General features: G+C 41.6%; 20 protein-coding genes. 7 read left to right on the forward strand and 13 right to left on the reverse strand.

Translation table 11 applies throughout. The features are described from left to right. Window positions 1-34 precede the first annotated feature (34 nt). From LX92_RS03155 to LX92_RS03170, 4 genes are all read right to left on the reverse strand, one after another. Window positions 35-2,290: a tetratricopeptide repeat protein gene (locus LX92_RS03155; protein ID WP_109648801.1), complete on the reverse strand. Its 2,256-nt coding sequence runs from the start codon at window positions 2,288-2,290 to the stop codon at window positions 35-37. 87 nt (window positions 2,291-2,377) lie between these two features. Beyond that, complete coding sequence (locus LX92_RS03160) at window positions 2,378-4,615, reverse strand: glycoside hydrolase family 3 C-terminal domain-containing protein (protein ID WP_109648802.1); 2,238 nt, start codon at window positions 4,613-4,615, stop codon at window positions 2,378-2,380. 495 nt (window positions 4,616-5,110) lie between these two features. Further along, the gene (locus LX92_RS03165; RefSeq protein ID WP_109648803.1) at window positions 5,111-6,121 is read right to left on the reverse strand and encodes a 2-oxoacid:ferredoxin oxidoreductase subunit beta; all 1,011 of its coding nucleotides are present in this window, start codon (window positions 6,119-6,121) and stop codon (window positions 5,111-5,113) included. Window positions 6,122-6,126: 5 nt separating this feature from the next. Beyond that, entirely contained in the window at window positions 6,127-7,980 is a 1,854-nt protein-coding gene (locus tag LX92_RS03170; RefSeq protein ID WP_109648804.1) for a 2-oxoacid:acceptor oxidoreductase subunit alpha, read from the reverse strand. 151 nt (window positions 7,981-8,131) lie between these two features. Here LX92_RS03170 and LX92_RS03175 point away from each other — a divergent pair, with 151 nt between their 5' ends. The 3 genes from LX92_RS03175 (at window position 8,132) to LX92_RS03185 (ending at window position 12,888) form a co-directional block, all read left to right on the forward strand. Then, window positions 8,132-8,482, forward strand: coding sequence for a 4Fe-4S binding protein (locus LX92_RS03175; RefSeq protein WP_109648805.1), 351 nt, complete (start codon window positions 8,132-8,134; stop codon window positions 8,480-8,482). A gap of 377 nt (window positions 8,483-8,859) precedes the next feature. Then, window positions 8,860-12,390 (forward strand): pyruvate:ferredoxin (flavodoxin) oxidoreductase, encoded by a 3,531-nt coding sequence (nifJ, locus tag LX92_RS03180; RefSeq protein WP_109648806.1) that lies wholly within the window; start codon window positions 8,860-8,862, stop codon window positions 12,388-12,390. 114 nt (window positions 12,391-12,504) lie between these two features. Beyond that, complete coding sequence (locus tag LX92_RS03185) at window positions 12,505-12,888, forward strand: HEPN domain-containing protein (protein WP_223308318.1); 384 nt, start codon at window positions 12,505-12,507, stop codon at window positions 12,886-12,888. Between the two features lie 20 nt (window positions 12,889-12,908). On the opposite strand, the gene LX92_RS03190 is transcribed toward LX92_RS03185, so the two are convergent. The 5 genes from LX92_RS03190 to aqpZ form a co-directional block, all read right to left on the reverse strand. Beyond that, window positions 12,909-13,973: a dipeptidase gene (locus tag LX92_RS03190; RefSeq protein ID WP_109648807.1), complete on the reverse strand. Its 1,065-nt coding sequence runs from the start codon at window positions 13,971-13,973 to the stop codon at window positions 12,909-12,911. A gap of 1 nt (window position 13,974) precedes the next feature. Further along, window positions 13,975-15,087 (reverse strand): D-TA family PLP-dependent enzyme, encoded by a 1,113-nt coding sequence (locus LX92_RS03195; RefSeq protein WP_109649061.1) that lies wholly within the window; start codon window positions 15,085-15,087, stop codon window positions 13,975-13,977. A gap of 5 nt (window positions 15,088-15,092) precedes the next feature. Continuing rightward, entirely contained in the window at window positions 15,093-15,560 is a 468-nt protein-coding gene (locus LX92_RS03200) for a RidA family protein (RefSeq protein WP_109648808.1), read from the reverse strand. Window positions 15,561-15,569: 9 nt separating this feature from the next. Next, window positions 15,570-16,886 carry a gluconate:H+ symporter gene (locus LX92_RS03205; RefSeq protein WP_109648809.1) on the reverse strand — a complete coding sequence of 439 codons (1,317 nt, stop codon included), beginning with the start codon at window positions 16,884-16,886 and terminating at the stop codon, window positions 15,570-15,572. Window positions 16,887-16,964: 78 nt separating this feature from the next. Beyond that, window positions 16,965-17,681, reverse strand: coding sequence for an aquaporin Z (aqpZ, locus tag LX92_RS03210; protein ID WP_337956422.1), 717 nt, complete (start codon window positions 17,679-17,681; stop codon window positions 16,965-16,967). Window positions 17,682-17,732: 51 nt separating this feature from the next. Here aqpZ and LX92_RS03215 point away from each other — a divergent pair, with 51 nt between their 5' ends. Then, window positions 17,733-17,939, forward strand: coding sequence for a hypothetical protein (locus LX92_RS03215; RefSeq protein ID WP_109648811.1), 207 nt, complete (start codon window positions 17,733-17,735; stop codon window positions 17,937-17,939). Window positions 17,940-17,967: 28 nt separating this feature from the next. Here the strand turns inward: LX92_RS03215 and LX92_RS03220 are convergent, their stop codons facing one another. Together LX92_RS03220 and LX92_RS03225 are read right to left on the reverse strand one after the other, a co-directional pair. Beyond that, the gene (locus tag LX92_RS03220) at window positions 17,968-19,620 is read right to left on the reverse strand and encodes a hypothetical protein (RefSeq protein ID WP_109648812.1); all 1,653 of its coding nucleotides are present in this window, start codon (window positions 19,618-19,620) and stop codon (window positions 17,968-17,970) included. A 115-nt stretch (window positions 19,621-19,735) separates the two neighbouring features. Next, a complete protein-coding gene (locus LX92_RS03225) occupies window positions 19,736-20,524 on the reverse strand; it encodes a 3-keto-disaccharide hydrolase (RefSeq protein WP_109648813.1) in 789 nt (262 codons plus the stop codon). Window positions 20,525-20,618: 94 nt separating this feature from the next. Between LX92_RS03225 and LX92_RS03230 the strand changes: the two genes are divergently transcribed. Further along, a complete protein-coding gene (locus LX92_RS03230) occupies window positions 20,619-21,383 on the forward strand; it encodes a DUF481 domain-containing protein (RefSeq protein ID WP_109648814.1) in 765 nt (254 codons plus the stop codon). A gap of 152 nt (window positions 21,384-21,535) precedes the next feature. On the opposite strand, the gene LX92_RS03235 is transcribed toward LX92_RS03230, so the two are convergent. After that, a complete protein-coding gene (locus LX92_RS03235) occupies window positions 21,536-21,931 on the reverse strand; it encodes an acyl-CoA thioesterase (protein ID WP_109648815.1) in 396 nt (131 codons plus the stop codon). 334 nt (window positions 21,932-22,265) lie between these two features. Here LX92_RS03235 and LX92_RS03240 point away from each other — a divergent pair, with 334 nt between their 5' ends. Next, entirely contained in the window at window positions 22,266-22,832 is a 567-nt protein-coding gene (locus LX92_RS03240; protein WP_109648816.1) for a TlpA family protein disulfide reductase, read from the forward strand. 47 nt (window positions 22,833-22,879) lie between these two features. On the opposite strand, the gene LX92_RS03245 is transcribed toward LX92_RS03240, so the two are convergent. Next, a complete protein-coding gene (locus tag LX92_RS03245; RefSeq protein WP_109648817.1) occupies window positions 22,880-23,527 on the reverse strand; it encodes a hypothetical protein in 648 nt (215 codons plus the stop codon). Between the two features lie 204 nt (window positions 23,528-23,731). Here LX92_RS03245 and LX92_RS03250 point away from each other — a divergent pair, with 204 nt between their 5' ends. After that, window positions 23,732-24,220 carry a DoxX family membrane protein gene (locus tag LX92_RS03250; RefSeq protein WP_109648818.1) on the forward strand — a complete coding sequence of 163 codons (489 nt, stop codon included), beginning with the start codon at window positions 23,732-23,734 and terminating at the stop codon, window positions 24,218-24,220. The last annotated feature ends 45 nt before the right edge of the window (window positions 24,221-24,265 follow it).

A 24,265-nucleotide genomic window follows, 5' to 3' on the forward strand; every position in this document is an offset into this window, starting at 1 on the left:
GAGTCCATGCCCTTTTCTTACAGCTCTATTTAACTTAGTTTATTCCTTCCAATTGCTGCAGGAATGCCTTGTAATTTGTATTGTTCGGATATAACTGAACAAGTTGGTTTCCGAATTCCTTGGCTTTTTGGGTTTCGCCGTATTTTGAATAGAAAAATGCCAAGGTGTATAACAGATCTTCATTGGTGGGTGAAACCTTCAATCCTTTCAACAGTGTATTTTTGGCCTTTACCCGCTCATTGGCCTTATCGTACAACAAACCGAGATTGTAATATACCCTCATGTTTTCCGGCATATATGTAATGGCTTCCTCAAGTTGTGTAACCGCTTCATCGGTTCTTCCTTGTTCAGCCAATAACAATGCCAAAGAGTAATAGGTCGGTCCGTAATCGGGTTCTTGTTCAATAACGGTCTTAAAAGCATTTTCGGCCTTGTCCAAGGCACCATTTCTATAGTATAAATTGGCTAGACTGGTTCTGACCATATTATTCAGAGGGTCTATTTCCAATGCTTTTTCATAATTATCTATGGCTTTGGGCAGGTCCCCTTTCTTAAGGTAGTAATTGGCTTTTTTGGCCAATCCCCCTACAAAATCGGCAGTAGCGTACAAATAGGTAAAAAACTCTTTTTTAACTTTTGCATAGACTTCCTTATACTGGGCTGGAATTTGGTTTTCCTTTAAATCACCTAAGGCATAAAAGGCTTTGACCCTTACGGACCTTTTACCATCCTTAAGTAGCGGTAAGAGGTAGGTCGCGTAATCGGTGGTGTTGATGTTGCCCAAAACGTCGAGAGTGGCCCCTCGGACCATAGGGGAAGAGTCCTCTAAAAAGGTCATTAGATTGTTAAGATCATTGGCGTTGATATAATATTGTAGCCCGTTTACGGCAGATGCCCTTGCAATCTCAGGCTGTAGGGTGTCGTGCATCAATTCCAAAAGGGCTTCCTTTCCATTCGGGTCGCCGTGAAGGCCAGGGGCCAGCAATTCAGAAAAGTGTTCATAATCCGGGGTGCCGTGTTGGTCCTTAAAGGCCTCCCAGGCCCATTCATTATCCTTGTCCTTATGACAACCTACACAGGCATTCGGAGTGTCATATTTTAGGCTTAGATCGGGTCTTGGTATTCTAAAGCTATGGTCCCTTCGAAAATCATTGCCCATATAGTAGCGGCCAGGCATATGGCAATTTATACATTGCCCACTCTCTGAATCTACGTCATGAAAATGATGTTCCGGTGTGTTGTATTTTTCGGGAATATGGCATTGGGCACATAAATCATTGCCTTTGAATTTAAGCTCAAGCGAATGCGAATTGTGACAATCGGAACATTTTACATTGTTCTGGTACATCTTACTTTGGACAAAGGAGCCGTAAACATAGTCCTCATCAAGAATCTGCCCATCGAGGTAATACAAACGATCGGTAATCAATTGCGGGTAATAGTGGTCTAACATCGTGCCTTCAAAATTGAAGAATTCCGAAATTTGTTCACGTCGCATGTGGCATCTGGCACATTGATCCACCAACTCCTTGGGATTGGTTTTTGATGTCATATGCATGGCACCGGATGCTTTATAGTTCTCCCCCAATTGGGAGGCTTTTTCAACATGATCCTTGCCGGGCCCATGACAAGCCTCACAATTCACGTTGATCAAGGCGTATTTGGTATCATAGCCCTTGGTTTTTGGGTCATAATTTTTTCTGACATTGGTCGAATGGCAATCCGAACACATGGTGTTCCAGTTTAATCCACCCCTTGACCAGTGAAGCCATTCGGAATGAACGACCTTAAAATCAGGGTACAGATCAAACCATTTGTTTTTTACGGAATCCCAGGCTGTTCTAAGACATTGGAATCTGCCTTTAGGGAATTCAACAATGTATTGTTGTAGGGGGGTTAAACCAAAGGTATAGACGATTTTATAATCATGATACTTGCCATCGGGTCCCTCGGTATTCACGAAAAAATCGTCGCCTTTACTGTAAAACCGGGATGTAACGCCCTGACTCGTAAATTTTTCCCCTTTGAAATCAGCCAATATGGTTTCCCTGTTGGCCAATTGCATGGCCTTATCGTGGTGCGAACCTTCCCAATCCTTATATTCCTTTTGATGACATTTTTTACAGGCATCATCCCCTAAGAAATCAGCATCGGGAATTTGATGGGTCGATGCGAAAATAGCATCCAAGTCTTCGGGAGGTATCTCAATGTACTCTTGGTTTCTATCTTCCTTGCAGGAGATAAAAACAATTAAAATGAATACAGTAATGATGCGTAAAAAAATGTTCATTATGAATATGCTATGTATAAAAAGACATTTTCGTAAACCTGTGTTTTTCTTTCAATCGAAATTTATACGATTTACATAATTCCTTTTTCAATTTATTTTGATTGAAACTTCTTGAAGGATGTTTCTTGAAGAGTTTCCGATTTTTAGGATATAGGTTCCCTTTTCCACTACCCAATTTTTTGATGCTTCTTGGTAATAAGCCAATTCCTTAACGGGAATGTTGATTGCGATGTTTTGTGATTCCCCGCTTTTTACAAAGACCTTTTTGAATCCCTTTAATTCCTTTGCTGCCTTTTCCACAGCCGATTCTGAATGGGAAACATAGAGTTGGGCCACTTCTTTCCCGTCGCGGTCCCCAATATTTTTGATTGTAAAATTTATTTGGATTTCTTCATCCTCTGTATAAGAATCCTTGCTTGTTGAAATATCGGAAAACTCGAAATCGGTATAGGACAGACCAAAACCAAAAGGGTATAATGGTTCTACTTTTTTAGTATCGAACCAACGGTAACCTACCAATATGCCCTCTTCATAAGTGACAGATTCGTTCCCGGGAAAACTATGTGTAGCATGGGCAGGGGAATCTTCGATTTTTTTAGGCATGGTCCATGGTAGTTTTCCAGAAGGGTTTACATTCCCTAAAATGACATCGGCCAAGGCATTGCCTCCTTCAGAACCATTGAACCAACTCCAAATAAGGGTAGATGATTTCTCTTTGATCATATTGATGTCAAATGGAGCGCCGGCTATCATAACAACAAGGGTATTCGGGTTGACTTCAAGGACTTTCTCGATCAACTCCTCTTGTCCAAAAGGTAGGGAAAGGTCTTTGCGGTCAGAGGCTTCTGTCTCATAATCACGATTGGATCCCGCAAAAATAATGGCCATATCCGATTTTTTAGCCGCTTCCAATGCTTCGTTTAATTTGTCCGGATCTAATTCGGTTACGGTTCTAGGGGTGTTCAACGTAAGTTCCTCCTTTTGATTGTTATCGTTCTGCGTATATCTTTCCAAATAGCCTTCGGCATAGTTTATCTTGATATTTTCAGGTAGTTTATTCTTGAGTCCGTCTAAAGGAGTTACTTCCCTTTTTGTTTTTACCCCGGCACCAAATCCGCCCAAGGCATTCTTTTTGGTCGCATTGTTGCCGATTACGGCTATGGAATGTACATCGTCTAACCGCAAGGGCAATAGGTTGTTATCGTTCTTTAATAAAACAATGGATTCTGCCGCGATATCATAGGCATCTTTGTAGTGCTCCTCTGTGGCCAGACTTCCTTTTGTCCTATCTGTACTGTCAATGGCTTTAACCTGAAATAGCACCCTTAGAATCCGGCGAACATGTTTATCTATTTCCTCTTTCGAAATCTCCCCAGCCTTTGCTGCGGCTATTAATTTATCGGCCAGGAAATACTCGTTGAATGGTTTTCGGGTTCCCATTTCAATATCAAGTCCGTTTTCCAAAGTCTTCACGGTACTATGCACGGCGGACCAGTCGGAAACTACGATGCCCCTAAATCCCCATTCATCCCTTAGGATTTTGTTCTGCATATAATCGTTCTCGCAAAGAAAATCACCCCGGAACTTATTGTAGGCGCCCATTACACTATAGGCATTGGCTTCGGTGACCGAGGCTTTGAAAGCGGGAAGGTATATTTCTCGTAAAGTGCGTTCATCGGTATTCACATCGACAAAATCGCGGTTGGTCTCCTGGTTGTTAACGGCAAAGTGTTTGACACAGGCCATAACATCATTATCCTGAATACCCACAATAAAAGGAACCGCCAGTTTTTTGTTTAAAAAAGGGTCTTCGGTAAAATATTCATAGGTACGGCCACCCAGTGGGGTTCGGATTATGTTGATGGCTGGTGATAGCAACATATCCTTGTTTCTGGCTCTTGCTTCTTGTCCAACACTGTTACCGAATTTATAGGATAATTCAGGGTTCCATGTGGCAGCCACGCTTCCCGCGGCAGGATAATACGTGGCAAAGTCATTGTCCCAGCCTGCCGGGGCCCAACTATCTTGTGATATTTCTTCACGAATTCCTAATGGGCCATCGGTCATATGTAGTTTCGGTATGCCCAAGCGTTCCACACCACCATTGGCGAACATACTTTGGCCATGCAACATCCCTATTTTTTCCTCTAGGGTCATTAAGGCAATAAGTGAGTCTATTTTTTTTTCGTTGTCCAGGCTAATTTCCTTTCCCTGGAATTTTGTTTTTATTGTTGTTTCCACCTTCGTGGTTTTCATGCCGTTAGTACATGAGGTAATCGACAATGTTGCCGCTAAAAACAATAAAAAAGCATGCTTAGTACTCATTTGAATTGATTGATAATTAAATCGTTGTTACTAATTGGAACCCCCTTGCTGTGCCATCTTTACTAAAGGTTTAATCCTTGGTGCAGGGTTAAAACGATATGGATGGTATACCAAGCGGTAAAAATACAAATTTTCAATGCTTATTTAACCCCCAAAGAAGGAGGTTTTGTTGCCCGCTGAAGTATGTGCACGGACCTTGTGTAGAATAGGTTGTTGAATATATAGGTTATCGCTCCTGCTTGTGGATTTTTTGACGATAGTCTTGCTACCTTACAGTGGATATTTGTTTGGTAAGGACTGAAATCCATAGTGCAATGCATGAAGGAATTTGGATTGCCATCATGTGGAAAAGGTAGGATATTACCCCATGTAAAGGAATGGTTTGAACGGACTTGTAACGTTAGTTTGCATTAAATCCAAGTGCCAATCCCTTACATAGGGTTCTTTCCAATATGATCTTTGTTCCCGTTGACAATTCAATCTTTACGAAAAAGATTAAAATACATTGTAAATGTCGCCAGAGAAAAACAAATCGTCGGTTTTCTTAAAGTTTGAATCCGATTTGACTTGGGCGGTAAGGGCATCTTCCCTTTCTTCCAAGGTAACGTCATCAAAGGCTCTAATGATACCGGTAACCATAGGATATTCCATACGTACTAACATCTGGTGCAATGTAGGGTCTTGTTCCTTGGCGTCATGAACCAAAATATCGGTTTCCGTTACTCCGTTCTCACCTATGGTCACAACTTCCAATTTTAAGCCATTCAAGACCAGTCCCTTGTTGCGTTCCTTGCCAAAGATCATGGGTTTGTCATGTTCGACAAAAAGCATTCGGTCTTCCCTGACGGCCTTATCGTTGAATTTGGAATAGGCGCCATCATTGAAAATGGGGCAGTTTTGTAAAACTTCGATGAGCGAGGTTCCCTTGAATTTTTCGGCATCGATGAAAATCTGGGTCATTTCCTTGGGTGTATTCCCTGATATTCTTCCGAAAAATCGGGCATGTGCCCCCAAAGCCAATTCCCCTGCGGAAAAAGGAGGTTGTGTATTGCCATATGGTGATGACTTTGTCTTTTGGCCAACTAATGAGGTTGGGGAAAACTGTCCTTTGGTGAGTCCGTAAATCTCATTATTGAACAAGACGATATTCAGGTCGATATTTCTTCGCAATACATGTATAAAGTGATTGCCACCTATAGCCATTGAGTCACCGTCACCCGTGATGACCCAAACACTAAGGTCTGGATTCGTCAATTTTAGACCCGTTGCAATGGCTGGGGCCCGACCATGGATACTGTGCATCCCGTAGGTGTCCATATAATAAGGAAAACGTGAAGAACACCCAATTCCTGAAATAAAGACGACATCTTCTTTTTTTACCCCCATTTCAGGAAGTGCTTTTTGCATGGAACGTAGAATTACATAGTCGTCACAACCAGGACACCATCGTACTTCTTGATCACTTGCAAAATCCTTGTAAGTATATTCTTTTACTGCTGCTTCCATATTTATTAGACTAGAGATTTAAACTTTTCCACCAATTCATTGTTCGCGAATGGCAGACCTTGTATTTTGTTGAATTGAAGAAAATTGAATTCACTGCAATTAATTTTCAATACTTTGACGAATTGTCCGCTGTTCAACTCACAAACGATTATTTTCTTATACTTGCTGAATACCTCACTGGTATTTTTGGGTAGGGGGTTAATGTAGTTGAAATGTGCAAATCCGATATTGTTATATCCTTCTTCATTCAATTCCTTTACCGCCGAATGTAAGCTACCATAAGTACCTCCCCATCCTACGACCAATAAATCCCCTTCCTCAGTAAATTCAGGAACAACATCCGGTATGTAGTTTTGGACCCTTTTTACTTTTTCAGCCCTAATTTTTGTCATGTACTCATGATTTTCAGGCACATAGGATACATTGCCCGATACGCGGTCTTTTTCTAAACCACCGACTCTGTGCTCCAAGCCTGGGACGCCTGGAACGGCCCAATTTCTTGCTAGTGTGTCCTTATCCCGATTGTAAGGGTGCCAATCTTCTTCAGCTTCCTTGATGATGTTGTTCTTTATTTCAGGCATACTGGCCACGGATTTTATTTTCCATGGTGCCGATCCATTGGCGATATAACCATCGGTTAACAACAGTACGGGTGTCATATGTTCTATGGTCAGTTTTGCAGCTTCATAGGCATATTCAAAACAATTGGAGGGAGTACTTGCCGCGATTACGATGATCGGGCTTTCACCGTTTCTACCATACATGGCCTGTAATAAATCTGATTGCTCTGTTTTTGTCGGTAATCCGGTTGAAGGTCCACCACGCTGTACATCCACGATGACCAAGGGTAATTCTATCATCATAGCCAATCCTAGGGCTTCTGCCTTTAAGGCCAATCCAGGCCCTGAGGTTGTTGTTATGGCCAAATCACCTGCAAAAGAGGCCCCGATTGCAGAACTGATACCTGCAATCTCATCTTCTGCCTGTAAGGTTTTAACCCCAAAGTGTTTGTGCTTTACCAATTCGTGTAAAATATTGGAGGCTGGGGTAATGGGATATGATCCCAAGAACAATTCCAACCCTGATTTTTCTGCCGCTGCCAAAAAGCCCCATGCAGTGGCTTGGTTCCCCATGATTATCCTATAGGTGCCCGGAGCCATTTTGGCAGGGGCAATGGTATAGGCATTGGGAATCAATTCCAAGGTTTCGGCAAAATAGAAACCTGCGTTCAATACCTTGGTATTCGCCTCGATGACCTCGGGCTTCTTTTTAAATTTCTTGTTGAAGAATTCCGTGGTATATTCCCTGGAGCGGCCATACATCCAGTAAACCATTCCCAAGGCGAACATATTCTTACTACGGGTAATGGTTTTATTGTCCAATCCTTCCACATCCTTCAAGGCTTCCTTGGTCAATGAAGTCATGGCCACTTCTATGACCCTATAGTTTTCGAGACTTCCATCTTCCAATGGATTACTTTCATAAAGGGCCTTTTCCAAGTTCTTTTTGGTAAAGGAATCGGTATCCACTATAACCGTGTGCCCCGGTTTAAGCGCGTGCAAATTGGTTTTTAAGCCTGCAGGGTTCATGGCCACCAATAGATCCACATCATCGCCCGGTGTGTTGATTTCAACACTGCCTATATGTACTTGGAAGCCTGAAACCCCATATAAACTACCTTGTGGGGCCCTTATTTCTGCCGGATAATTGGGGAATGTCGCAACATCATTGCCGAACATTGCCGATGTATCGGAGAATTGAGTGCCCGTTAATTGCATACCATCTCCCGAATCACCTACAAAACGGATGATTACTGCATCTATAACTTTCTGCTTTTTCTTTTCTGTGGTTGCAATCATATGATTTTATTTTTCTTAAACGAATTCTATTAATTTTTGGTAAATTTAGGGACTAAAATTTAATTCACCTTAAGTTTCGAAATATGATATTTATCATTAAAAGGTATTATCCTATATACTAACTTCGTTATCTTAAATAAAATTAAGCAAAATGGCTATAAAAATTACAGATGAATGCATTAATTGTGATGCTTGCATTTCTGAATGCCCAAACAATGCGATTTACGAACCAGATCAAGAATGGGCTTATTCCGATGAGACCGCTTTAAGTGGTACGGTAACTACACCTGATGGTAGGGAAGTAGATGCTGATTCCGAGAATGAACCTATTTCTGATGAGTTCTATTTTATCGTAACCGATAAGTGTACTGAGTGTAAAGGATTCCATGATGAACCACAATGTGCTTCGGTTTGTCCTGTTGACTGTTGTGTTCCTGATGAGGACCATGTTGAGACAGAGGAGACCTTGTTAGAGAAAAAAGCTTGGTTGCACGGGGAATAGATTAATAATCATTCCTCCTTTAAGGTTTGTTGAATGGGGTATTTTATACTTTATGAAATACCCCATTTTTTTTATTGGGTATAAAACCCGATTATTTCTTTCTTCTATATTGTAGTGCAATATGTCCAGCACTGGAAATGGAACAGGATTTTTATGTTCTTGTTTTAATGCGACTCTTCAACCCCTACGGGCGCTAGCCGATTCTTTTCTTTTTATTTTCTATTGATTAACCTGACAAATGTCATAGTCTGCCCGTATAAGTGTCTCTAATTTTATGGAAATTTTAAAACCGATACCTCGGCAATAGGTTTCTGCAAATCGTATAGGGTTCTTTCCCCGATTTTGCTTAGGTGTCTTAAAAACAAGCGAAAATCATCATGGAAAAAAAATCCAAAAAGTTAATTTGTGACGCGAATGAAGCGGTTGCAAGAGTGGCACACAAGACCAATGAGGTTTGTGCCATTTATCCCATCACACCAGCTTCGCCCATGGGCGAGCATGTTGATGTGTATAGCTCTAAAGGACTGGAGAACATATGGGGCAATGTCCCTAGGATTGTTGAAATGCAAAGTGAAGGAGGAGCTTCAGGTGCAGTTCACGGTTCGTTGCAAGCAGGTGCTTTGACTACGACATTCACAGCTTCCCAAGGGTTGCTGCTAATGATTCCTAATATGTATAAAATGGCAGGGGAGTTGTTGCCTTCTGTTATCCATGTTGCAGCAAGGACCATTGCCACCCACGCATTGTCGATTTTCGGAGATCATTCCGATGTTATGGCAGCGCGACAAACAGGATTTTCCATGTTGTTTAGTGGCTCTGTACAGGAAGCGCAGGATATGGCGTTGATTTCCCAAGTTGCTACATTGAAATCAAGAATTCCATTCATGAATATTTTTGATGGATTTAGAACTTCCCACGAGATTTCCAAAATTGATTCCATTCCAGACGATGTTATAGTCGATATGATGCCGGAAGACGAAATAATGGCACATAAAAAAAGGTCTTTGGATCCAGATAATCCTGTTCTAAGAGGTACTTCACAAAACCCCGATGTATTCTTCCAAGCAAGGGAGGCTGCTAACCTTTATTATGATAAGGTTCCTGGGATTGTTGAAGATACAATGGATGAATTTTACAAACATACAGGCAGAAAATATAGTTTGTTCTATTATGTAGGACATCCTGAAGCCGAAAAAGTTATCGTAATCATGGGTTCTGGTCAAGGTCCTGTTATGGAGGCCATTGACACCATGGTGAAAAATGGGGAAAAAGTCGGTGCGATCATCGTACGTCTGTTTAGACCATTCTCTATTAGTCATTTTGTTGATGCCTTACCGGAAACAGTTAAAAAAGTAGCTGTTTTAGACCGAACCAAAGAACCAGGTAGTTTGGGTGAACCACTTTACCAGGACGTTGTCACTGCCTTTATGGAAAGTGATAGGACTATGCCACAAATCATTGGTGGCCGCTACGGATTGTCTTCCAAAGAATTCGATCCAGCCATGGTAAAATCGGTTTATGATGAGTTGGATAGGGAACAACCATTGAAACACTTTACAGTGGGTATCAATGATGACGTTTCTTTCAAAAGTCTTCCACTAGGAGGTAGATTGGAAACTGTCAAGAATACCTTTAACTGTATGTTCTATGGTCTTGGTGCTGATGGTACGGTAGGAGCGAACAAAAACTCTATTAAGATTATTGGGGAAACAACGGATAACTACGTACAGGGTTATTTTGTTTATGATTCTAAAAAAGCCGGTGCACAAACCGTATCACATTTACGTTTCGGGCCAGAGCCTATCTATTCTACCTATTTAATCCATAAGGCAAACTTTATCGCTTGTCATCAATTTAATTTCATTGAAAAATACGACATCTTAAAAAGTATCAAAAAGGGAGGAACCTTCTTATTGAACTCTCCTTTTGATAAAGATGCCATTTGGGATGTTCTTCCTAAAAAGATGCAAGAGCAGATTGTTGGGAATGAATTGGAATTTTATGTAATCGATGCCACTAAAGTAGCCCAAGAGGCTAATTTAGGTAAGCGTACGAATACGGTTCTACAAACCTGTTTCTTTGCGATTTCCGGTGTGCTTCCTAAAGATGAGGCCATTAAGAAAATTAAAGAGGCTATTGTTAAGTCCTATTCTAAAAAAGGAGATGCCATTGTTCAAATGAACTTTAATGCAGTGGATAAATCCTTGGAGAACCTTCAAAAAGTCGATTATCCTAAACAAGTCACAAGTGAAGCCGAGCTTAAACCAATGATGACCGGTGATGCCGATCCCTTTGTAAAAGAAGTCCTTGGAAAAATATTGGCTGGTAATGGTGATGAGCTTCCTGTAAGTGCCTTCCCCGTAGATGGTACGTTCCCAACAGGAACTACCCAATTCGAGAAACGTGGTATTGCGATCAACGTGCCGGTTTGGGATGGCGAGGATATATGTACACAATGTAATAAGTGTGTGGCCATTTGTCCACATGCCGCCATTCGGGCCAAAGTGGTTTCCAATGAAGAATTGGCAGGAGCGCCTTCAACCTTAAAATCGGTTCCGGCCAAAGGTAGACCATTCAATGGTGCTGAGGAATCCTATGTATTGCAGGTATCTGCCCAGGATTGTACTGGTTGTGATCTTTGTGTAGCTGTTTGTCCTGCAGTAAGTAAAGAGAATCCAGAATTCAAGGCCATCAACATGCATGATAAGCTTGAAGTTGAGGCTGTCGAGGATCAAAATTGGGATTACTTTATTGATCTTCCCGATTATAACAGAACAGAATTGCAAATTACCAATGTCAAAGGATCTCAGTTCCTTGAACCCTTGTTTGAGTTCTCAGGAGCGTGTTCCGGTTGTGGTGAAACACCTTATATTAAACTATTGACCCAATTGTTCGGCGACAGTATTTTAATAGCGAATGCAACAGGTTGTTCTTCCATTTATGGCGGTAACTTACCCACAACACCCTATAAGAAGAATAAATTTGGTAGAGGGCCAGCATGGGCCAATTCCTTATTTGAGGACAATGCCGAATACGGATTGGGTATGAAGTTGGCATTGACCAAAAAACAGGAAATAGCGGTTAGCTTGTTGAAAAGTCTTGAATCTGAGGTAGGCAGCGAATTGATCGAGGCCATTTTAAACAATTCAGAAAAAACAGAGGCTGAAAAACAAGAAAACTTCGAAAACCTTGATAAGCTTAGGGCCAAGTTGGCTAATATAGATAAACCTGAAGCCAAAAAGTTATCGCAGTTGACTGATTACTTACGTAAGAAATCGGTTTGGATACTCGGTGGTGATGGTTGGGCTTATGATATAGGTTATGGTGGGGTTGACCACGTATTGGCCTCTGGTGAAAACATCAATATCATGGTCTTGGATACAGAGATTTATTCCAATACCGGTGGACAAATGTCCAAAGCAACACCATTGGGAGCAAGTGCGAAATTCGCCGTGGCAGGAAAACGTACCGGAAAGAAAAGTTTAGCCTTACAGGCGGTTTCTTATCAAAACGTTTATGTTGCCCAAATAGCGATCGGGGCCAAGGATTTACAAACCCTGAAAGCGCTTGAGGAAGCAGAAGCATATGACGGACCTTCATTGATCATTGCTTATTCACATTGTAACGATCATGGTTACAATCTTAAGGATGGGGCAATGCATCAGGAAAAAGCGGTTGAAACTGGCTACTGGCCATTGTTTAGATTCGATCCAGCGAAACCAAAAGGTAAGAAGTTTAGATTGGATTCCAAGGCGCCATCAGCACCATTAGAGGAGTTTATGTATATGGAAACACGTTTCTCCAGAGTTGTTAAGGATAACGCCGAATTAGGGGCCGAACTTCTTAAACAAGCCCAGGAAGAAGTGGACTCTAGATGGGAAAAATTGGAGCTATATAGAGGAATGTAGTCCGAAGTATAAGTGTAATTACTTTAAAAATTGACTTTGTTTTTTGAAACCATACATTCTGGATTGTTTTAGTTCAGGATGTATGGAACAAAGTTTAATCATAAAATCATTTCAATGATGGAAGATAAAGCCAAAAAACTGTACGAAGATGCAGTGGAAAAACTAAAGGAGGCCAACAAAGAATTGTGTAGACCAGAGGAAGATGTGGTGGCACAATTGGTCTGTAATCATGCCCAATGCGCTATTTTAAATTATTTAAGGGGTTTTCTTATGGAAAACGGTATAGAAAGTAGCCCTAATGATTCGATAGAGAATCTTTACGAGGAATGTAAGATCATTAACCCACATTTTTCGGAAGTAAATCTTTCCGGGTTCAAATGTAACGCCCATAAGGATGAATCAAGATTTTGCAATGACTCTTCACGGTTCAGCAGATGCTTTGACATCGCGGATAGTCTGGATACTTTTTTAAGACGGGAAAAAGTAATCGCACAATAGATCAAACAAGCATTCAGGATTTATTTCCAGGTTCTTTCTAGGAACCCTAAGAAGTTTTTGTGCATAATGTTTTCAATATCATTTGGGGAATATCCCCTTTTTTGAAGCATATTAGGAACTTTTTGAATATCGGAAATCGTATTGAGGTCGGAAGGACATTGTTCTGTTCCAAAACCTCCATCCAAATCGGTTCCTATTCCCACATGATTTGTGTTCCCTGCCAATTGACAGATATGATCCATATTGTCGATCATGTTATGAAGGGTTACACCAAGTCCTTTTGGGGTCGATATACCTCGAATCCAATTTGGGGCCAGCATCCAGGCATCCAAGGCCATTCCAATGACTGCTTGCCTTTTAATAAGTTCCTTGATCTGTATATCGGATAATTGCCTATTGTGGTCTACGAGGGCCCGACAATTGTTGTGACTTGCCCATACGGGTCCGTTATAGATTTTAAGGGTTTCCCAAAAGCTCTGGTCATTCAAATGGGTAACATCCAAAATCAAGTTTAAGCGCTCGATTTCCTTTAAAAGCGTTTTGCCTTTAATTCCTATTCCACCTTCCCCATTGGTGCCTTGGGCATACGTACCGGGACCATAATGGGCTGGACCAATCGCCCGTAACCCTTGTTCATAGGATTTTTCAAGATAGTCTGTGGAAATAATGGAATCGGCTCCTTCCAAGCTTAAAATATAACCTATGGGTTTTTTTTCTTTGGGAGTTTCCCAAAGCTGTATATGGGCCTTCAGTTGTTCAAGATTGCATATTTGAACCATTTCGCCAATATCTTCCATGGATTTGTACCAAGCCAATTGGCCTTGGGTCTGTGCCCAGGCTTGTTGGGGTGATTTCCATCCGGGTAGTGGGTTGGTCTTTTTGGTAAACCTCGCAATTTGCGTCGCCACACAAAGCCCTATATTCCCGCGTCGCATGGCTTGTAATGATACCGTATTCTTATTGCGGTCCGGTTTATCGGTCATACCGATTTCACTTGTGCGAATGGCTGTTACCGGCCATGTTAATTCCCGGTTCCACTCCATGGCGTTCATGGCCAGGTCTAAATGTGCATCAAATACAAACATATTAGATCGTAATTTTTTGGTTTCTCGCAGCGACCTTCCAAGAGCCGGTTATTTTGTGGTCCTCAACAGTGGAAACACTTTCGTATTTTGCCACTGTGGGACAAATATGCATGGGAATGGCATAGTATGTGTCACCAATTTCATGGTTATCGGCATTTTTACAGCGGACGACCAAATGTTCCTCACTTTGACCTATTTGTTCACAATGTTCCAATCCGAAAATTTTTACCCTTGGAAATGGCATTTCGGGAGCAATCGATTTATGTCCCAAATCAAAACAAAGTAAATCGGATCCGGGCTTACTGATTATTCGGGTTATTAATACAGATGACGTAAGAAAATACATATCCTTTAATATAGTACTATAACGTTCATCCCATAATAATGTTGTGCCGGGCGACGTTTCGATATTTGCCCTTTTACTATGGAAGGGAAAGGTAGGACTTCCCCCAATGACCATATTAACGGGTCCTAAGCCTTTGCTTTCCAATCTTTGTCTCAATTTTGAAACAGGTTCAAATGCTGCATCACAGACTTTTTTTCGTTCATCGAAATCGGATTGATTGATATGGCCGTCGTAGGCATGCAATCCTCTTGCGTTTATGTAGGGATTGTCGACCATCCTTTCATAAAGTGTTTCGGCCGTCGATCCAACAGGTATTCCCGTGCGATGCATGCCATTGTCAATATCCAACCAAAGGTCAACAGTGGTGTTCTTTGATGTCGCCTTGCCAATGAACGCATCCAGGGTTTTGGAATTATCGATCAAGGTAGAGAATTTGGATTTTGAATAAGTTTCCATCAATGTAAAAAAGCGGTGCATATTGGTTGCGACCGGTTGCATGGCCAAGAGAATATCCTTAGCGCCACATTGGCCAAGCAATTCAGCTTCGGCAATAGTGGCACATTTGAACTTGAAGATTCCTGCATCCATCTGTAATTGCACTATTTCGGCCATTTTGTGCGTTTTTATATGGGGCCGTAAGAACTCGGTACCACCGGCAATTTCAACCATTTGTTGAATGTTCTTTTTAATCCTTTCAGGATAAACCAATAATGAAGGGGAAATAACCTCGGAAGTGTTATTTAATTGATACCATTTTGAACGCTGCATAATCATTATTTGTGTAATTCGAATACTGCTTCTATCTCAACAGGGATATTTCCCGGAAGCATCATACCTACCGCACTGCGTACCCCGACCCCGTTGTCGTTGCCAAAAACATCGGCCATGAGTTCACTGAAACCATTGATAACCAATGGATGTTGGCCAAAATCGGGTGTTGAATTCACCATACCCAATACTTTGATTATCCGTTTTATTTTGTCCACGGAACCAAAATGGGTCATTATGGTCGATAACATGGTGAGTCCAACCTGTTCCGCTGCCAATTTACCTTGTCCTAGATTAAGGTCTTCACCCACGCGACCGACCATTAAACTACCATCGGCCTTCATAGGCCCTTGGCCTGAAACGTATAGGAAATTATCGACCACCAAAACAGGTTTGTATAAGCCAGCGGGTGGTGGTGCGGGTGGTAGAAGCAACCCCAAGGCCTTAATTCTTTCTGAAGGTAAATTTTCCATATGATTTTTTTAAATAAATATATCCAAAACAAGTACACCTAAAAGTCCCATTACGCCAACGGTGGTTTCCATAACCGTCCATGTGCGTAAGGTGTCTTTGACCGAAAGGTTGAAATATTCCTTATAGAGCCAAAATCCGCCATCGTTGACATGTGATAACATCAGACTGCCCGAACCAATGGCCAAAACCATTAATTCCGGACTCACCCCAGACGATGACAATAAGGGCAAGGCTATACCCGCAGCTGTTAGGCCAGCAACGGTTGCTGAGCCAACGCAAACGCGAATTACGGTCGCTATCAACCAGGCAAGTATCAAGGGTGAAATGGTGGAGCCTTTGAGTAAATCCCCTATGTATTCACTTACACCACTGTCGATAAGGACTTGTTTTAATCCTCCTGCGCCCGCAATGATCAATAAAACCATGGTAATACCGGCTACAGCGTGTGCAACCGAATCCATGACCTCTTTCATGGTACGCCCACGATTCAGACCTAAGGTGAAAATTGCCAAGAGTACAGATAGCAGCATGGCGATAATTGGATCACCAATCGTAGAAGTGATTTTCAGGAGAAGACTTCCTTCAGGTAAAATTAGGTTGGCCAGTGCAGCGATTCCTATTAAAATGACGGGGAATAGTGCTGTAATTATACTTGTTGCCGTGCTGGGCATTTCTTTTTCGGAAAGAACTTTGGGGTTCACGAATTCTGGCAAGGGAGTAGCCTTTATGTTCTTAATGGTTCTCGAAAATAAAGGGCCGGCGATAATTATAGCGGGTACGGCCACAATTAATCCGTATAACAGAGTTTTGCCAATATCGGCATTGAACATTACGGCAATTCCTGTCGGGGCCGGATGTGGGGGCAAATAGCCGTGTGTGACCGATAAGGATGCCAACATCGGAAGGCCTACATAGAGCAAGGGTAGGCCCGTGGCAGCGGCCACTGTAAAAACCAATGGTATAAGAATCACAAAACCTACAGTGTAGAACATGGGAATACCGACGATAAAGCCCGTTAAGACTACGGCCCATTGAATGTTCTTTTTACCGAATTTATCAACCAATTTCGTTGTAATGCGTTGGGCGGCACCACTATCGGCTACCAATTTACCAAGCATGGCACCAAACCCCAAGATCATGATCAGGCTCCCCAAGGTCTTGCCGACCCCGTCTTGGATAGAATCAAGTACTTTAAGGAAGTCCATTCCCTCTGCCACTCCGACAACAAGGGATACAATGATAAAAGAGATAAAGGCGTTGAGCTTAAATTGGGCAATAAGTAAAAAGAGCAATAGTATTCCTAAGATTACAATGAGTAATGGCATAAAAAACGGGATTAATTAAGAGATAATCATTAAATATACCATTTAGATAAAAAAAAGGGGCTAATGCCCCTCTTTTTTTTAATCCTTTTCTGGGGATAAATATTTATATACTACTCCTGCGAGTAGGGCTCCGATAATGGGTGCGACCCAAAATAACCAAAGTTGGTCCAAAGCCCAATCCCCCGCAAAAAGGGCCTGACTTGTGCTTCGGGCTGGGTTGACCGATGTATTGGTAACCGGAATACTGATGAGGTGGATCAATGTAAGACAAAGACCAATGGCCAAACCGGCCAAATACTTGGGGGCCTTGGAATGTGTCGCTCCCAAAATGACAAACAGGAATATAAACGTCATAACCACTTCGCTTACCAAGGCAGCGAGTAGGCTATAACCACCGGGAGAATGTTCTCCATAGCCATTGGCCGCGAATCCCCCAAGCTCAAATCCGGGTTGGCCAGAGGCAATTGTAAATAGAATGCCGGCTCCTGCAATGCCACCCAGAACCTGGGCAATAATATAGGGAACCAATTCTTTGCCTTCGAAACGTCCTCCCATCCATAGGCCAATAGAAACGGCCGGATTCAGATGACAACCGGAAATGTGTCCTATGGCATAGGCCATGGTAACCACCGTTAAACCAAAGGCAAGTGCCACGCCGACAAACCCAATTCCCAATTCAGGGAAACCTGCTGCCAGGACAGCACTTCCACAACCACCGAGTACCAGCCATAAGGTGCCGATAAATTCTGCTACTAATTTTTTCATTTGTAATGTTTTAGTTAATGATTTATTTATGTTAGTGTTCCCTAAGATATAAAAATTAAGATTGGTATTAATAATTTGGAAATGAGAATTTTAGAAGCTGACGAGTACTTTGGTTTGACCAAAAGTTTATTTGTAAAAGACCTGCCAAATAGGAGGATATCAGGAGGGAGTCAATCTGTTATTTCAGCAGCAGCCTGGGCATTCAAAGCCAATGCCGAATCAACGACGATTGGAACAAAAAATAGCCAACGATTTCTGAAAGAAACGGATCTTATCGTTGGAACATAGGATTAAAAGCGATACGACTTGCCTTTTATTACTTCATTTTGGGAAGTAAATGCGACTTATTTCCCGTCATCTCCCATTGCCCCATTGACGTAGGTATATTGCCCATGGTATTCAACCGATCAAAAAATTCCTTTAACACAAAAGGTTCGTTTTTGGATTCTTTCATCCGTGCAAACTCGGCCATAGCATTTTCAAGAAGGTACTTCCCTGTAATATAGCTACTGCCATAACCAGGTTGGCGTAGGTATAAATGCTGTTCGAACAACAATAGTTCTTTTTCTGTTTTCATCCATCCGCGGGGGGTATATTCGGAATGTATGCCACCAGCCTCTTCCATAGACATTTCATTGGCATGGGCGTAAAGCGACCCCAAACCCCTTGCTGCCCGTTGGGCGATCATAATATAGACCAATTCCTTCACCCTAGGGTTGTCTTCGTACAATCCGGCCTGCATGAACATTTCCTCCACTGCGGTAGCGGTTCCTTCATTTCGCGAATCAAAAATATTGTAAAGCAATGCCCCACGTCGAATCTCACTCTGATGTGGTTCATTGTCCATTCGTGCCAGTTCAAACCAATGGTAAAAATGGGAATATAAGGGTCTTTGGTCATGGTGGGCTATAATCCAGAAGAAATTCTGTTTTTCCTTAGGGACATATTGTCCTAAATGCTGACGTAATGCGGGCTCGAAATACTCCTTTACGGTTACGATTTCGTCTTTTTCAAGGAAGCTGAGTAGGCTCTGTGTTGATTTTTCAGCCCTTTCCGCATACATTTCCGGGGAGTTCGCCTCCTTGAGTTGGGGCAGGTCCCTGTTTTTGTGCTCTTCCAATTTTAAGGAAGACCATGCCCGTGCAAGTTCGCGTTTCAAAATCATCACTTCATCTTCCCAGGTCAATGGTACTAAATGTACATTTTGTAAATACCAGGTATAATTTTCCTTTCCGATGCCTGAAGGACCTGTTTTTGAGGGCGCTTCCTTTTGCAGCCAGTCAATAAGACTTTGTGTAGAGCGAATGGCGTTCTGTACCGCTTTGGATAAAGCGCGATCGTTTTTTATTTCTGCCCGTTCCAAAAGTTCCTCTAAATCATTGCGTTGGAATTGGATTTCCCGAATACCCGCAATCCACAAGTCTTTCGCATTTCCATTTAAATTTATTTTTGCCTGTTCGTTCAAGGGCGGAATTACACTGAGGTCGGTTAACAATCGAGCTTTTTCCGCTTTATCCAAGGGGAAGTCGTAGGTCCATAATTCTGTTGTGGCATGGTGGGTGGGGCCCTCATGTGCAGGTACGTCACTCCGGTCCATCCATAATGATTTGTAAAAAGCAGGGTCCCTTGCCCAGGGTTTAAGAATGCGGTGGTTAAAATCATAACCATTCATTTCAGCCTTTACCAGATTCCAATCCACTTGCTGGGCTATGGGCCAATCCGAAATCCCCATGCCCAATAATCTCGACTGAAGGTCTTTAAAAGCTGGCCAGCGTTTTTCAAAAGTGGCTGCGGTATAATCGGGGGCACCTTCCCGTAATGGTGGTTTTTCAAAAGTCCGCCATTCCTTAAAAAGTTGTACCAAACCGTCGTAAGTAGCTGTCGTTTTATTTTGGGCCATCCCGTGTTGACCTAGAGATAGGATAAAAATGGTGATTAGGAAAGGAATAAAGGAATTTGAGATTTTCATGATGGTTGTTTGGTATGCTGTTAAGTGCGAGGAAATTTAAATCAATGATAGAAGGCCAGATCTTTAATTGGGGATATTGAATATCCATGAAGGCTTAACTAGTGGTTTTGGCCTATTATAATTTCCTCACCCATATATTCCTGAATTGTGTTTTGTTCCCATGGTCCTGGAGGGTGATAACATCGTCCCCATGGGCCTCTGGGTAATGATGAAGTCCAATATAGAGGGTTAAGCCATTAATGGTGACGTTGTTCTGTACCAAAACCCCATTATGGAAAACAGTAATCCTAGCAGGGGAATCCAAACGGCCATCTGCCTTAAAACGTGGGGCCGTATAAACCACGTCGTAGGTGTTCCATTCCAAAGGTCCCCTCATGGCATTGACCAAGGGGGCGTGGTCTTTGTAAATACTTGCGGCTTGTCCGTTACTGTAGGTTCGATTATTGTAGGAGTCGAGAATCTGTAATTCGTATCGTTTCTGAAAAAACACCCCACTATTACCACGACCCTGACCATCGCTCTCCACTTTGTCCGGGGCACTGAACTCTATATGTAATTGGCAGTCCCCGAACTTCATTTTGGTTTGGATAAAACCAGAGCCTGGGACTACCTCCATATGGTCATTTTCCACGATTTTCCATGGAGCGGGTTGGGTTGGGTCATTTTGACTTACCCATTGGTCCAAATTACTGCCATCAAAAAGAACAATGGCATCTGAAGGGGCATCGCCTAATTTTTTGGCTGGTGTTACCACGGGTACTTCAGGTTCCCAAATCTCTGTCATTTCAGGTTTCATCGGCATTGGGGATACCTCAGGAGGTGTGTTGGGATATTGATGTTGTGCCTGGGTGTTAAAACTAACGGTAAAAGTAGCTAAGGCAAGCCAGAGGTGTAGCGGTTTCATAAATTATGTTGGTTTAAGGTAGTGTAGGTATAAATATATTATAAAATTTGGTAAGGCGTTGATTAAGTATCTTTGTTATTATAATACCAAGCCTATGAAGTTATTGCATGTTGCTCCTTTAGTATTGTTCTTCTCTGTGCTTTCCACCGAGGCCCAATTGGTAAATATAGAGGCAAAACGTATGCAAACCGATTCTACCCGATTTGTACTCAAGAGTGATCTGCTTTTTAATTACACAGATAATAATGGAGAATATGTACTGCAATTTGATTCAAATATTTCTACCCAGATTAAATCCAAGGATTTGGAAAAGATCTATTTTTTGGTCTTGAATTATAGTTTGGTCCGTACCGATGAAAAGGATGTTCAAAATGCTTGGTTTTTACACGCTCGCTATAACCATGAACTTTCCGATTTTTTTAGGTTGGAAGGGTTCCTACAGAACCAGAACAATACCCAATTGACTATAATAAGCAGAAATCTGGTGGGAGCGGGGGTGCGTTTTAAATTTATCAATAAAGAAAAGACCAAAGCCTATTTTGGAAATTCATACATGTATGAAATTGAAAAATTAAATGGGATTGACCAGTGGTTCTATAATCATAGGAACAGTAGTTATCTGTCCTTGACACGGACCTTTGAAAAGATTCATCTCGAACTTGTTTCAACTGTTTATTTTCAACCCCTTTACAGCGACATTGGCAACCATAGGGTGTTGGGTCAGCTTAAGGCAGAGATACCTTTAACGGACCACATTAGCCTTTCGGCATTATACAATTATTTTCACACTAATTTTTCTTCAGCATTGCAAGATGATCGTTCCTCAACGATCAAGGTAGGACTTACCTTTAATATTTAAATGGAAGGACCTTTATTGTTTTACTAAATTTTCAATGAGGCCAACAGGGAAAGGGAATTCTCGGGTTTTAATGCATTGACATTTATTCACCATACCTCTATTGTTTAATGTTGCACAATTTTTGAATATGACAAGAATTGAAAGACCACGGTCTAATTAGGAATAAAGTCATAATCAATCTTTTTGGGTCGTCTATTTTCATCTACCGATGCAAATACAAAAATACCCTCAATGGCCTTTTTTCGTAATTGCCCATACATTTCCTCAACATAGATTTCAACCTTAACCCTCAGTTTTATGGGATGCACTTTTTCTATCCTACCAACAACCTCGACTATTGAATTGGGTTCTATGGCTTTCAAAAACCTAATTTTTTCGGTATTGACGGTGAACATTCGTTGACGAGTGAAACGTGTAGCGGTAATATAGGCCACTTCATCCATCCATTGCATTGCCTGTCCACCAAAAAGTGTGTTGTTGGAATTTAAAGTATTCGGGAAAATTGCCTTAAACTGGCGCGTTTCACTGTTTCTAATATGCTCTTCCATAATGGAAAACTAAATGTGTGTGACAAAAATACAATTAGTTATGAGAATATGCTCATAATTAATGATGTTCTTGAGACATCTCAGTTGAATATAACAATGCCACGACCAAAAAGCATTCGAACCCTTGAGCCACTACCCATTATGGAGGGGTTTACATCTTTTGGATTATCAGGGGTTTACGCCATGGTGATCCGTTGAACAAATGAATTGATACTTTGGTCTTGCCGAATCATGTATCTAAAGCGATTCAAAAGCACTACGAAAATCAAATAAAAATGATGGCAGGTAATGTTGCTGTGGATTTTATGTTCAACATTGATTAAATTTGTTTCCCATGAAAAAGAAGAAACCCAGTTTCAGTACGATTGTTTTCGGGGTTTTGATCATCTTAATGATCATTCCCCAAACCCGTATGCCCATACAGGAAGGCATAAGTAAAATCCGTGTGGCATTGTTCTCCCCAACTGCCATGGATGAGGACGAACAAACCCAGTTAGAACCTTTTACATATCGATTGGCTACCCTGGAGGGTGCTCCGGCAGATGTTGGGATAGGAAAGGGGAAGGTAACATTTTTGAGTTATTGGGCCACCTGGTGTCCTCCATGTAGGGCCGAACTCCCTAGTATCCAAAAATTGTATGACGATTATGGGGATAAGGTCGATTTTGTGTTGATCACCCATGAGGATCCCGATGTTATCCAAACTTTTTTGAACAAAAAGGAATTTGATTTTCCAGTCGTACTACCAAGGATGGAGACCCCGGCAGAACTATTGGAACGCACCATTCCCACAAATTATGTCATTGATAAAACCGGTAAGGTGGTGGTCAAGGAGCAAGGGGCGACGGATTGGAACAGCCAAAAAATACGCAATACATTGGATACCCTTATTGGGGAATAGATTTCCAATAATCAAGAAAGGAACGGGTTGGTGAATGTTGTTGGGTTTTATACGCCCAATTCGTTAATTTTTTTCTCGTATAGTTTTTTGCTTTCAACCACGGCAACGTTCAGCTCCTGCATAATACCATCGACGCGGCCTTCAATACTTTTCATCTGATCGTTGATGTTGTCAAAGGAGTTAAGGGCTGCAGCCACTTCCAAGGCTTTTACCACTTCTACGGCATCCCCATGTAATAGTTTCAGTTTGTCAATAGCCTTTGATGTATTGGCCAAGGTTCCATTGTATTTGGTACGGGCCTTATTTATCGCCTTTAAAAGGGTTTTTTTGGCAGTCTCATCACTTAGGCTATTGGTCTGTGTCTCCATAGCGGTAAAAAGGTTCGAAGCCTTTTCCTTTAAATCCTCATATTCCTTATTAAGGTTTTCTACCCTTTTGTTTACTTTTTCCCAATCACCATAGACTTTGGCGAATTCCTTATCTTCATTTTTAGTGTCCTCCAAGGCACTTTTTAAGGCATTTAAGGTTTCTAGCCCTTTGTTTACATTCTTGTTCGCATTTTCCTTTTTTCTTTCAAAATCCTTGACCTGTGATTTGAACTGTTCTTTAAGGCGAATTAGGTCTTCAGGACTTTTGTCCTTCCAACAGGAAATAAACAATAGGCCCATAAGGGCGAAGAGGGAGACTTTTTTCATGGTATAGTGTTTAGGCAAATATGCGCTAAAATAATGATTTTAAGCAATTTCGTGTTTTTAAGTTATCCATGGGTCTTAAAACCAGCAATCAAACCTGACAAAAATCATGTTTATTACTGTGTTTATCTGGTAATTTCGGTATTTTTATGGGTCTAAATTTCTTTAGGACTAACCAAACGTATAACCTATTTACATCTTCTGGGTATGGTAAAAATTAGAAATGAAAAGTTTTTAACGAATAGTATGGTGCTCTTACGGCTTTTCATCGGATGGCACTTTCTTTATGAAGGCATCATAAAATTATACAATCCTGATTGGACTTCATTTGGATACCTTGCCTCAGCGCAGGGTCCTTTCCGTTCCTTTTTTATTTGGATGACGGGTGATTCGATTATTGGTGTGGCCGATTGGGGCAATATGATAGCATTGGTTTTTGTGGGCCTTACCTTGTTGTTGGGCATTTTTGAGAAATGGGGTGCTATCGTGGCGGCCTTATTATTGGCTTTGTACTATTTGGCGCATCCTTCATTTCCGTGGGTAGCACAGGTGAATGTAGAGGGCAGTTATTGGTTCGTAAACAAGAACTTGATTGAGCTTGTCGCCTGTTTGGTGATTTATCAAATACCAACTTCCCACTATTTTGGGTTACAGCGCTTGTTCCATAAAAAAGAAACACTGTCCCAGGCAAATTGATATAAATGTAATACGCTTCATCCTAAGAAGCCGAAAGGTTGAATG

Source organism: Maribacter polysiphoniae, assembly GCF_003148665.1.
Taxonomy (GTDB): domain Bacteria; phylum Bacteroidota; class Bacteroidia; order Flavobacteriales; family Flavobacteriaceae; genus Maribacter_A; species Maribacter_A polysiphoniae.